General features: G+C 69.1%; 14 protein-coding genes. 3 read left to right on the forward strand and 11 right to left on the reverse strand.

All coding sequences use genetic code 11. The features are described 5' to 3' along the window. Positions 1–109: 109 nt before the first annotated feature. On the reverse strand, positions 110–745 hold the full coding sequence (locus tag RTW82_RS18245; protein WP_316925945.1) for a TetR family transcriptional regulator: 636 nt from the start codon (positions 743–745) through the stop codon (positions 110–112). Between the two features lie 95 nt (positions 746–840). Between RTW82_RS18245 and RTW82_RS18250 the strand changes: the two genes are divergently transcribed. Next, complete coding sequence (locus tag RTW82_RS18250) at positions 841–1512, forward strand: O-methyltransferase (RefSeq protein ID WP_043242110.1); 672 nt, start codon at positions 841–843, stop codon at positions 1510–1512. 61 nt (positions 1513–1573) lie between these two features. Here RTW82_RS18250 and RTW82_RS18255 read toward each other — a convergent pair whose 3' ends face one another. From RTW82_RS18255 to RTW82_RS18300, 10 genes are all read right to left on the reverse strand, one after another. Further along, positions 1574–1960, reverse strand: coding sequence for a hypothetical protein (locus tag RTW82_RS18255; protein WP_316925946.1), 387 nt, complete (start codon positions 1958–1960; stop codon positions 1574–1576). Between the two features lie 62 nt (positions 1961–2022). Continuing rightward, entirely contained in the window at positions 2023–3132 is a 1110-nt protein-coding gene (locus RTW82_RS18260; protein ID WP_316925947.1) for a peptidase C39 family protein, read from the reverse strand. Between the two features lie 55 nt (positions 3133–3187). Further along, positions 3188–3334: a hypothetical protein gene (locus RTW82_RS18265; protein ID WP_021220067.1), complete on the reverse strand. Its 147-nt coding sequence runs from the start codon at positions 3332–3334 to the stop codon at positions 3188–3190. Between the two features lie 71 nt (positions 3335–3405). Further along, a complete protein-coding gene (locus RTW82_RS18270) occupies positions 3406–4353 on the reverse strand; it encodes a magnesium transporter CorA family protein (protein WP_316925948.1) in 948 nt (315 codons plus the stop codon). A gap of 13 nt (positions 4354–4366) precedes the next feature. Further along, positions 4367–5947, reverse strand: coding sequence for a RimK family protein (locus RTW82_RS18275; RefSeq protein ID WP_316925949.1), 1581 nt, complete (start codon positions 5945–5947; stop codon positions 4367–4369). A 299-nt stretch (positions 5948–6246) separates the two neighbouring features. Then, a complete protein-coding gene (locus RTW82_RS18280) occupies positions 6247–6765 on the reverse strand; it encodes a GNAT family N-acetyltransferase (RefSeq protein ID WP_316925950.1) in 519 nt (172 codons plus the stop codon). Beyond that, positions 6762–7115, reverse strand: a complete 354-nt coding sequence (locus RTW82_RS18285) for a VOC family protein (protein ID WP_184490152.1) — start codon at positions 7113–7115, stop codon at positions 6762–6764. The genes RTW82_RS18280 and RTW82_RS18285 overlap by 4 nt, the downstream gene beginning before the upstream one ends. 65 nt (positions 7116–7180) lie before the next feature. Beyond that, positions 7181–8080: an aromatic amino acid DMT transporter YddG gene (yddG, locus tag RTW82_RS18290; RefSeq protein ID WP_316925951.1), complete on the reverse strand. Its 900-nt coding sequence runs from the start codon at positions 8078–8080 to the stop codon at positions 7181–7183. Between the two features lie 30 nt (positions 8081–8110). Then, a complete protein-coding gene (locus RTW82_RS18295; RefSeq protein ID WP_316926199.1) occupies positions 8111–8554 on the reverse strand; it encodes an NUDIX hydrolase in 444 nt (147 codons plus the stop codon). After that, complete coding sequence (locus RTW82_RS18300) at positions 8554–9045, reverse strand: GNAT family N-acetyltransferase (protein WP_263402390.1); 492 nt, start codon at positions 9043–9045, stop codon at positions 8554–8556. The genes RTW82_RS18295 and RTW82_RS18300 overlap by 1 nt, the downstream gene beginning before the upstream one ends. Before the next feature lie 693 nt (positions 9046–9738). Here RTW82_RS18300 and RTW82_RS18305 point away from each other — a divergent pair. Beyond that, positions 9739–10650 carry a LysR family transcriptional regulator gene (locus tag RTW82_RS18305; protein WP_410478815.1) on the forward strand — a complete coding sequence of 304 codons (912 nt, stop codon included), beginning with the start codon at positions 9739–9741 and terminating at the stop codon, positions 10648–10650. Further along, positions 10647–11537, forward strand: a complete 891-nt coding sequence (locus tag RTW82_RS18310; RefSeq protein ID WP_316925953.1) for a LysR family transcriptional regulator — start codon at positions 10647–10649, stop codon at positions 11535–11537. The genes RTW82_RS18305 and RTW82_RS18310 overlap by 4 nt, the downstream gene beginning before the upstream one ends. Positions 11538–11588 lie beyond the last annotated feature (51 nt).

Below are 11588 nucleotides of genomic sequence, written 5' to 3' on the forward strand. Positions count from 1 at the left end.
GCGTGGAGGGGGCGGGGGTGTCGGGTTGCACCCGACCTACAAAGGGCTCGGTGCTGTAGGTTGGCGCCGAGCGCAGCGAGGCCCAACGGTGCGGTGTTCGGTTCCCCCTCTATCCCCGCGCGGCGACCGATTCCAGGTAGGCGCAGAGCATGTCGGCCATGGCGTCGGCGTAGCGCTCGATCTCCTCCTTCGTGCGCGGGCGTTCGGAGAATTGCTTGCCCACGGTGCCGAGGGTGGTGGTGATCAGCTCGCTGGCCAGGGTGCGGGCGGCTTCGGAGGCGTGGGGCAGGACCTCTTCCATGAAGGTTTCGAAGATGCGCCCGGCCGCGGCCTTGGCTTCCCGTGCCTCGGGGGCGTCGCGGTAGAGGGGGGCGGCATCGTCGAGGGCGATGCGCATGTCGGCCTCCTCGCATTCGGAGTGGAGGAAGGCGTGGACCAGGGTGCGCAGGCGTTGCAGCGGCGGGGTGGCGAGGTCTTCGAGGATGCGCCGCAAGAGCTCGCTGGTCTGGCGCCACTCGTCGCTCTGCAGGCGGAACAGGATGGCCGCCTTGTTGGGGAAGTACTGGTACAGCGAGCCGACGCTGACGCCGGCGCGCTCGGCCACCCGGGCGGTGGTGAAACGCTGCGCGCCTTCCTTGGCCAGAACCTGAGTAGCGGCCTGGAGGATGGTGGCCACCAGCTCGTTGGAGCGGGCCTGCTGGGGTTGCTTGCGCGAGGAAATACGCGGGTTCTGGCGTTCGGTCATGGCGGGGCCTGGCAATGCGAATAGTAAAATCTGACGGATTGATCGCATTCTATTCCGGCGCCAACGATGCGCTCAATGAATCCTGGAGACCTTGCATGAACACCCTGACCGATACCCACCTTGCCGCCCTGCTGGACCGCCTGTTCGCCGAGGCCGACACGGCCTGGCAGACCCTGGCGAGCACCCTGACCGACCTCCCCGAAGGCGAGGTGGCGCGGCTGATGCGGAGCAAGACCGAATACCGCGAGTTCTACGGCCGCCTGAAGGATGTCGCGCTGCCCGTTTCCCGCGAGACCGGGCGCCTGCTGTACCTGCTGGCGCGCAGCAGCGGCGCGCGCACCATAGTCGAGTTCGGCACCTCCTTCGGCATCTCCACGCTGCACCTGGCAGCGGCCCTGCGCGACAACGGCGGTGGCCGCCTGATCACCAGCGAGTTCGAGCCCACCAAGGTGGCGCGGGCCCGGGGCAACCTCGCCGCCGGCGGTCTGGAGGACCTGGTGGAGTTCCGCGTGGGCGATGCGCTGCGCACCCTGGCCCAGGACCTGCCCGACTCCATCGACCTGCTCCTGCTCGACGGTGCCAAGGCGCTCTACCCGGAGATCCTCGCCCTGGTGGAAAGCCGCCTGCGCCCCGGCGCGCTGGTGATCGCCGACAACGCCGACCACTGCCCCGAGTACCTGGCGCGGGTGCGTGAGGCCAACAGCGGCTACCTCTCGCTGCCCTTCGCCGAGGACGTGGAGCTGTCCATGCGCCTGGCGGTGGATTGACGCTGCAGCCAAAGAAAACCCCGCGCCAGGCGGGGTTTCAGGTTGGTGCTGCGGTGGCCAATCAGATGAGGATCGGAGCCGGGGCGGGCGCCGGGGTCTTGTGGTCGTCGTCGCTGTTGGACCAGCCGCCACCGAGGCCGAAGTCGACCGACTGGCTGTCCAGGTTGTAGCCGACATCCGCGCCGCTGAAGTAGCCCTCGCCCTGGTAGGCGACACCGATGTTCGGGCGGAAGGCACCCGATTGCACCAGGTAGTCCAGGCCCAGGGAGCCGACGGTTTCGTTGTCCTCGTCGTTGGAGAAGGCCTTGACGCCCACGGACAGGCCGCCCCCGTTGCCGAAGACATAGCTCAGGCCGACGCCGAAGCCGACATCGGCACTGGCGAGGGTCGGGGTGAGAGCGCTGCCCAGCAGGGCCGCGCAGGCTAGCGCGATTCGGAGTCTGTTCATGGGGTGGGCTCGCTGCATGGGGAAGGTGCTTGAACGCTAGTCGGCGGATGGGCGTTCGTCCATCAAGGCAGGTTGCCAGCCTGGCTGTAGAGCACCACCGAGGCACGCAGCTTGCTGCCGCCGAACAGGCGCATGCGCTGGAAGCGCGCGTGGCTCACCGGCATGTGCTGGCAGTCCAGCGCCTGGCGGTGGCGGCTGTGGTCGATGTCCGGGTCGTGGAGGTAGACGAAATCCTCGTCGCAGCCGGTGACCAGCACCCAGTGCGGGGCCTTGGTGCGGGTCAGCTGGTAGCTGCTGATCAGCACCAGCGGCAGGCCGCCTTCGGCGAGTAGCGCCCGCAGGTCCTGGCGGCTGGCGGGCACCTGTTCCACGTCGCTGGCGCGCAGCTCGTCGCAGAAGGCCTCGTGCACCAGGCGCATTACCTCGCGCTTGCCTTCGCTGCGTACGCCGGCGAGGAACAGGGGGCCCGCCACGCTGACCTGCAGGCGCACGCGAAAGCCCCGGCGCCAGGCGGCCAGGGCCAACCCCTGGGGGCTGCAGCCGCCGTGGCCGGAGGTCATGAACACCGTGGTCGCCTCGCGCCACAGCTGCACTTCCTCGCGCCGCAAGAGGGGGCGGCCGGGCTGCAGGCCGGCCATGGCCATCATCAGGCAGGCCGGGCCGCAGGTGAATTCGGTGCTCTGCTGGTAGTAGGGCACCGCCCGCGCGGCGTCGAGCGGGCGCTGGACGATGCGCTTCTCGTAGCGCAGGGCCTGGGCGTGGTCCTCGTAGTAGTCGTCGACACAGGCGAAGCGGCGGTAGCCGGCCTGCTCGTAGAGGCCGATGGCGGCCGGGTTGTCCGGGCGTACCTCCAGGCGCAGGTAGGCGCAGTCGTGGTCGCGGGCGCGGCGTTCGGCCTCCGCCAGCAGCGCCTTGCCCAGGCCGTGGCCACGGGCCTGCGGGGCGATGGCGATGGAGTAGAGCCGCGCCAGCGAGGTGCCGCGGTGGAACAGCAGCAGCGCGTAGCCCATGACCCGGCCGGCGGCCTCGGCCACCGCCAGGCTGGCGTGGGCGCGGGCGATCATCCACTGGAAGCTGCGCGGCGACAGGCGATCGAGTTCGAAGCACTGGTTCTCCAGGTGGAGCAGGGCGTCGAGGTCGTCGGGGCGGGCATCGCGAAAGCTGAAATTCATGGCGCTTCCTGGCTCAGGCAGGGGGCCGGGCACGGTTGCGCCCGGCGCGAGGGGCTTAGCGGCGGGGTGTCCGTCGCGACGCCTTGTCGCGCGCCTGTCGCGCCAGGTCGCCGGGCTTCATGCGGCTGTCGACGTAGTTGATGGCGATGCTCAGGGCGACGATGGCGACGAGGACGCTGAGGGCGATGTGCAGGGGTTCCATGGGGCTTCCTTGGGGTGAGTGATGCCAGTGGGCGGGATGCCCGGCGGCGGTTGCGAGTGGGAGGGGTTGCGTCAGCTGGCCGGGGGCGATGCGCGGGCGGCCACCAGCCGGCGCAGGGCCAGCAGCATCACGCCCGCCAGCACAGCGAGGGCGAGGACGAACAGCGGGTAGGAGAGCCACCAGGGGATGGCGGCGGTCATCATGCTGAACTCGGACATGCCGCCGATGCCGGCGATCAGGTTGAGCGGCAGGAAGACCACGTTGATCAGGGTGAGCTTGCGCAGCATCTCGTTCATGGTGGTGTTAAGCAGGCTGCCGCGCGCCTCCATGAGGCCGGCCAGCACCGTGGAATAGATTTCCGCCTGCTTGATGCACTGGTCGTTCTCGATGATCAGGTCGTCGAGCAGCTCCAGGCTTGCCGGGGGGAAGCCCAGGCGCTCGCCCTGGCTGCGCAGGCGGGCCAGCACCGCGCCGTTGCCGTGGATGGCGTTGAGGTAATACACCAGGCTTTCGCTGAGGCCGAGCATCTGCAGCAGGTGGCGGTTGTGCTGGCTCTGGTTGAAGCGCTGCTGCAGTTCGCGGGCGACCAGCTTGATCACCTTGAGGTGGCCCTCGTAGTGGTGGATGTTGCCCAGCAGGATGGCCAGCAGCACATCCAGCGGCTGGCGCAGGTCATGGCGCCCGGCGAGGCCGCCGAGCAGCGAGTCGGCGTTGGAGATCAGCACCAGTTGGCGCTCGTCCAGGAGCATGCCGAAGGAGGACACCTCGAAGGCGAAACGCTCGCCGCCGGAGTAGTTCTCCGGGCGCTTCCAGATGAGGAACAGCGAGCCGGCGCGGAACTCCACGCGGGCCACCTCGTCCGGGTCCAGGGCCGAGGCCAGGGCGTGGGCGTCGAGGCCGAAGTGGCTGCGCAGCCACTCCAGCTCCTCGGCCTCGGGGGCGATGCACAGCTGCAGCTGCGCCGCGTCGTCGGTGCAGGGGCGCAGGGTGCCGTCGGTCAGCCTGTAGCTCTGGCGCATGGGCCGTGCTCCTTCAGTGGGCGCCGCCACGGCGCTTGAGTTCGAGGCGGCGGATGAAGTCCTCCAGCACCAGGCTATAGAGCTCATCGCGCAGGTGGGCGTCCTCGATGCCGGCGTCGAGGTTGGGGTTGTCGTTCACCTCGATGACCTTGACGCTGCCGTCCACCTCCTTGAGGTCGACGCCATAGAGCCCGTCGCCGATCAGGTTGGCGGTCTTCAGCGCCAGCTCCACCACCGCCTTCGGCGCCTGTTCCACCGGCAGGGTGCGGCATTCGCCGATCACCTCGGTGCCCTGGGCCTTGTGGTTGACGATCTGCCAGTGACCCTTGGACATGAAGTACTGGCAGGCGAAGATCGGCCGGCGGTTGAGGATGCCGATGCGCCAGTCGTACTCGGTGAAGAGGAATTCCTGGGCGAGCAGCAGCACCGAGTGCTCGAACAGCCCGGCGCTGGCCTCGCGCAACTGCTGCAGGTTCTCCACCTTGATCACCCCGCGGGAGAAGCAGCCGTCGGGGATCTTCAGCACCAGGGGGAAGCCCAGGCGCTCGCCGACCTTGTCCAGCTCCTGGGGGTTGTCACGGTAGAGGATCTCGGTGGCCGGCATGCTCAGGCCGTGGCTGCGCAGCAGGTCGGTGAGGAACACCTTGTTGGTGCAGCGCAGGATCGAAGCCGGGTCGTCCATCACGATCAGCCCTTCGCTTTCGGCCTTCTTGGCGAAGCGGTAGGTGTGGTCGTCGACGCTGGTGGTCTCGCGGATCAGCAGCGCGTCGTACTCGGCCAGGCGCGAATAGTCCTTCTTCTCGATCAGGTCCACTTCGATGCCCAGGCGCTTGCCGACCCGCACGAAGTTCTCCAGGGCGCGGGCATTGGAGGGCGGCAGCGGCTCGTCCGGGTTGTACAGGATGGCCAGGTCGTAGCGCGCCACCCGGCGCGAGCGCGGCAGGCGCCAGACCTTGCGGTTGAAGCCGTCGAGGGCGCTGGCGAACTGGTCTTCCTGGGCCTCGCGCAGCTTGTGCAGCGAACCCGGGCGCAGGCCGGCGATGCGCCAGGTGTCGCCCTTGCGCACGTCCACCAGGAGGATGGGGCAGGGGAAGGCCTCGAACAGCTGGCGGGCGATGTCCTGCAGCGGCTCGAAGTCGGTGCGGCCGAAGTACAGGCTGAGGGTGAAGCCTTCGGTGTTGGCCCAGGGGTGCTGGGCGAGGGCCTCTTCCAGGGACTTCTCCAGGTCGTCCAGGGCCAGGCCGTAGAGCGACTTGCGCGCCAGCTCGCTGATGGTGCGCACCGAGGGGATGACCTTGTGCCCGCGCGCCTCGGCCAGCAGCGAGCAGTAGTAGCCGTGGCCCAGGTACTTGTAGTGGCGGCACAGGTTGATGACCTGGACCTTCTTGTCCAGCTCGCCGCCGCGCGACTGTTCGAGGTACTCCCGCGCGGTGAGCATCTCCTCGCTGGGGATGTAGGAGGACCAGTCCTCCCGGCGCTCGACGATGATCAATACCTGGCCGCCGTCGCGGCGCTGCAGGAGGCCCTCGGCGAGGCCGACGGCCTGGAGTGGGTCGGGGGGAATGCTGCTGAGACTGGCTTGAACCGAAGACATCTTCACGGGCCCGCTTGAGAGGTGGTGCGCCTCAATTAAGCAGCAAGCCGGGGCCCTGTCTCGCGTCGTTACGCAGGCTTTACGGGGGCTGTGGCGATCCTTATGCAAACGCTGCGCGGCGGTCGTTTACGGGCTTGGTGGGGGGCCGGGTTGGCAGTCGGACCCGTATTCCGGCTTTCCCTCCAGCTACGGCAGCCTGGCGCTGGCCAGCAAGCCGGGCGACGTCACGGGCGTTATCGACGGCTGGGCCAAGGACATGAACCAGAGCTACCAGAAGCTCAAGGCGAAGTAGCGCGCCCTCAGCCCGCCCTGGCGGGCAGCTCCAGCTCCATGGCCTGGGCCAGCAGCGCGGAGCCTTCGCGCAGCGGCTCCGGCTCGCCGACGGGGCGGAAGCCGTGGGCGCGGTACAGGCCCATGGCCGGGCTCTCGGCCAGGGTGACGCCGAGGCGCACGCGGCGCACGCCCAGGCCTTGCGCCCAGGCCAGGGCATCGGCCAGCAGCGCGCGGCCGGCACCGAGGCCACGGCGCGTCGGGTCGACCCACATCTGGTAGAGGTCGGCCACGGTGGGCTCGCTGGCCGAGCGGCGGCACCAGAGCAACCCACAGGCAGCGTTCTCGTCGAGCGCGAACAGCACCCTGTCATTGCCGGAGGCAATCGCGTTGGCGATCCGGCTCGCCCAGGCGTCGTCCGACCGCGTGTGTTCCGCCGCGAAGGTGCTGCCGAAGGCATCCGGCGAGTCGCGCAGGGCCCGCAGGCGCAGGTCGCGGTAGGCCGGCCATTCGCCGGCTTCGATCGGGCGTATGCGCAGCGCCGTCATTCGGCGGTCCACACCGCCAGCTCGTAGCCGTCCGGGTCGATGAAGTGGAAGCGACGCCCGCCGGGGAAGGCGAAGGTTTCACGGCTGATGGTGGCACCAACGGCCTGCAGGCGGCTCTGGGTCTGTGCCAGGTCGTCGGCGTAGAGGATCACCAGCGGGCCACCCGGGCGCACCGGCTCACCCGTGGTGAAGCCGCCAGTGAGGCGGCCGTCGGTGAACTCGCTGTAGGTGGGGCCGTAGTCGGTGAAGGTCCAGCCGAAGGCCGCGCCATAGAAGGCCTTGCTGCGGGCGATGTCGGTGACGTTGAACTCGATGTTGTCGATCTGGCGGTCGTTCCCTCGGGTGCTCATTGGCGGCTTCCTTGACGTGTGTGGAGGGCCATCTTAGAGCCCTCCGCCCGCGATCGGAAGCGCGATCAGGGTTCGCCTTTGCGCTCCCGGGTGGCGTGCCAGCAGATCAGCGAGCCGGCGGTAACCAGCACCGCACCCTGCCAGAACTGCAGCGTCAGGCTGGCGCCGAGCCAGGCCGCGGCGAAGGCCGAGGAGAGCACCGGGGCGAAGTAGGAGGCGGTGGCCAGCAGGGTGAGGTTGCCGCGCAGGATGCCGATGTTCCACAACGCGTAGCCGCCGGCCATGGCGATGCCGGCGGCGAATAGTTCGGCGCCGCCACGCAGGGTGAACTCAGGCAGTGCCTGGCCGGCGAAGGCGAACTTCAGCCAGAGCACGGCCGCCGTGAGGATGAAGAAGAACGCTACGTGGTTCTCGCCCCGGGCATAGCGCCGGGTGACGTTGCAGTAGAGCGCGAAGGTGATGGCGCAGGCCGCCGCCAGGCTGTAGCTCAGCGGGTTGGATTGCACGTTGGCGATAAGGCTCGGTAGCGACAGCCCATCGGTGCTCACCACCCAGAGGATGCCGAACAGCGCGATGGCGGTGCCGGGCAGGATCAGCCAGCGCGCCGGCTGGCGGTTCATGACGATGGCCAGCAGCACCGTGAGGCTCGGCCACAGGTAGTTGACCACGCCGAGCTGGATGGCCTGGTTGCTGTCGAGGGCGTAGCCCAGGGCCAGGGACAGGCAGATCTCGTAGGTGACGAACAGCGTCGTGCCGATGACCAGGTAGAAGCGCGAGCTGGAGCGCAGGCGCGGCCGGCCCAGCAGGGCGATGAGCAGGAGGGCGCCGAGGCTGTAGATCAGCGCCGCACCGCCGATGGGGCCGAAGAAGCCGCTCACGCTGCGGATCAGCCCGGAGGCGGTGCTCCACAGGAGGATGGCCGCCAGTCCACACGCCGTCGCGCTTCGCCCACTGCTGATCCGCATCGTTCACCCACAGGAAAAAAGGCGGTGATTCTACAGGCCCGAGCGGCTCAGGGGGCGGTTTGCGGCCGTCTCCGCCAGCCGCTGCCGGATGACGGCCAGGGCGTCGCGGAAGATCGGGTGCCATTCCTCGGTGGGGAGTTCGTCCAGCGGGTGCCAGAAGAAGCGGAACTCATGGCCGCCGTCGTCGGCCGTGTGGTGGCTCCAGGCATCCGCCAGGTCCGCGGCCACCCGGCAGAGGTGGAAGGCCCAGGTGTGCCCGGTGGTGGTGGCTTGCCAGGTGCCCAGGTCGAGGATCACCTCACCCTGGATGCCGGCCTCTTCGGCCAGCTCGCGAACGGCCGCCGCCGCGCTGCCTTCCCCGGGCTCGACGCTGCCCTTGACCAGTTGCCGGCCCGCCAGGGGGTGGAGGAAGGCCAGTACCTCCAGCCTGTCGCGCTGGCGCAGCACCACGGGGCAGGCCTTGTCGACTGCGATCACAGGGTCATGACCATCTCGTGCCAGGCCATGCCGCCATGGTCGGACGGGGAGGGCCGCACATAGGCGTAGCCCATGCGCCGGTACAGCTCGACGTGGCGTTCCTTGCACATCAGGTGGATGGTCGCCTTGCCCATCTCGCGCATGCGCTGCACGAAGGTGCGCATCAGCAGCGTGGAGAAGCCCTTGCCCTGCTGCGCCGGGTCGACCACCACCGACATGATCACCACGTTCGGCGCGGCGGCGTCATGGCCCACCAGCTCCTTGAAGGCCTCGTCGGACATCACCACCTCGTGGGCGCAGCCGCTGTTGATGAAGCCCACCACCTCGCCGTCCTGCTCCAGGATCAGGAAGCCTTCCGGGTACTGGGCGATGCGCGTCTCGATCTTCTCGCGGGTGGCGGCCTCGTCGCCTTCATAGGCGGAAATCTCGATCTGGTAGCAGCGGTCGGTATCGGACAGGGTGGCGTTGCGGAAACTGGGCGTGCTCATGGAAGACCTCGATGCAAGTGCGGCGCGGCATGGTAAAGCAGGCGCCGGAGCCTGGACAGGTACCGGAGCCCGCAGCAGGCGACGCCGCAGTTTGGGTTGGGCACGGTGCCGTAGGTTGGCGCCGAGCGCAGCGAGGCCCAACGCAGCCATGTCCGGTCTCGCGGCGGGCTCTTCCTGTGGGAGCGGCTTCAGCCGCGAAGGACCCGCAGCCGGCACAAGGCTGCGCGTGGGCGGATATTTCATCGCGAATGAATTCGCTCCCACGGGGCGGGCGGCGGTGTGGGCTGCAAGATCGCTTGGTGGATGAAAAGAGCGCCATCCACCCTACATACCGGTCGGCACCGTGGTTTGGGTTGGGCACGGTACCGTAGGTTGGCGCCGAGCGCAGCGAGGCCCAGCACCGCCATGTCCGGTCTCGCGGCGGGCTCTCCCTGTGGGAGCGGCTTCAGCCGCGACAGACCCGCAGCCGGCACAGGGCTGCGCGTGGGCGGATGTTCCATCGCGAATGAATTCGCTCCCACGAGGCCGGTAGCGGTGTGGGCTGCAAGATCCTTTGGTGGATGAAAAGAGCGCCATCCACCCTACACACCGGTCGGCGTCGTGGTTCGGGTTGCGCTGTCTCTCGTCTTCGACCGGGGCCGGGCGCTAAGCTGTGGCCCTCTCGAAAATGGGGCGTGATGCCGGGCGGTGAGGGTGGACAGGTTCCAGGAAATGAAGGTGCTGCTGGCGGTGACCGAGGCGGAGAGCTTCGCCGGCGGCGCCAAGCTGATGGGCATGTCGCCACCCGGCGTGACCCGCGCCATCGCGGCGCTGGAGGCGCACCTGGGCACCTTGCTGCTGGCCCGCAGCACACGCAGCCTGCGCCTGACCGAGGCCGGGCGGCGCTACGTGGAGGACTGCCGACGCATCCTGCTGGAACTGGAAGAGGCCGAGGAGCTGGCCGCCGGCAGCCATGTGCGCCCGCGCGGGCGGCTGACGGTGACGGCGCCGGTGATGTTCGGCGAGCTGTACCTCATCCCGCTGATTGCCGAGTACCTGGACGCCTACCCGGAAGTGGAGATCAACGCGCTGCTGGTGGACCGCGTAGTGAACATGGTGGAGGAGGGCGTGGATGTGGCGGTGCGCATCGGCCACCTGCGCGAGGGCGAGCAGGGGGCGCTGCAGGTGGGGCAGATACGCCCGGTGGTGTGCGCGGCACCCGGCTACCTCGACAAGGTGGGGCGGCCGCGCCGACCGCAAGAGCTGCAGGACGCGCCCATCGTCATGTCGTCCGCCAGCGGGCTGTTGCGCCACTGGCAGTTCGAGGGGCCCGATGGCCCCTTCGGCTTCACGCCCAGCCCGCGCCTGCTGGTCAGCTCCAACCAGGCGGCGATCAATGCCGCGCGCCTGGGCTGGGGCTATACCCGGGTGCTGTCCTACCAGGTGGCGGGCGCTGTGGCCCGGGGTGAGCTGGAAACCGTGCTGGATGCCTTCGAGACCGCGGCGTTGCCGGTGCACATCATCCAGCAGGGCGGGCGCCGGGAGTCGGCCAAGGTGCGCACCTTCATCGACCATTGCGTGACGCGCCTGCGGGCCGACAGCGCCCTGCGCGCGGCCGGGCGATGAGTAAACACCGCGAGATGCAGGTGTTCCTGGCCGTGGCCCAGGCCGGCAGCCTGGCGGCGGCGGCGCGGGCGCTGGAACTGTCCCAGGCTACGGTGATGCGCACCGTCGCCGCGCTGGAGGCGCGCATTGGCTCGGCCCTGCTGGTACGCAGCCCCCGTGGCGTGAGCCCGAGCCCGGCCGGCGAGCGCTTCGCCGAAAGTTGCCGGCGCATCCTCGAACAGCTCGGCGAGGCGGAGCGTTCCGTGGCCGGGTTGCACGCGCAACCCGTGGGGCAACTGACCCTGGCCATGCCGCTGCTCATGGCGCACCAGGTGTTCACCCCCATCGCGCTCGATTACCTCAATGCCTTCCCCGAGCTCTCGCTGAACATCCAGGCGTGCGAGGCCCTGCCCAGGTTGCTGGAGGAGGGCGTGGACGTGGCCCTGGTGGTTGGCCAGTTGCCGGATTCCTCCGGCTTCGCGGTGCCGGTGGGGCGGGTGCGACCGGTGGTGTGCGCGGCCCCGGCCTACCTGGCGCGCCGGGGGCGCCCGCAAAGCCCCGAGGCGTTGCAGGAGCACCGCACCATCGCGACCTCATCCACCGGCCATGCAGGGGATTGGCGCTTCGCCGGCGGCGCGGTGAAGGTCGTGCCCCGCTTGATCTGCAGCACCCCCCAGGCGGCTATCCGCGCCGCCGTCGCCGGCTTCGGCCTGGTCCATTGCCTGAGTTACGAGGTGCACCAGGAGCTGCAGGATGGCCAGCTGCACAGGCTGCTGGAGCCCTTCGCCGCCGAGCCCGTACCGGTGCAGCTGTTCTACCGCGAGGGACGCCGCGCCGCCGCCCGGGTGCGCAGCTTCCTCGACTTCGCCGTGCCACGGCTGCGCGCGCACCCTGCGTTCGAGGGCTGAGCCGGGTTGCACCCGACCTACAAGGGCACGGTGCCGTAGGTTGGCGCCGAG

The sequence above is a fragment of the Pseudomonas sp. zfem005 genome, from assembly GCF_032621735.1.
Classification (GTDB): Bacteria; Pseudomonadota; Gammaproteobacteria; order Pseudomonadales; family Pseudomonadaceae; genus Metapseudomonas; species Metapseudomonas solani.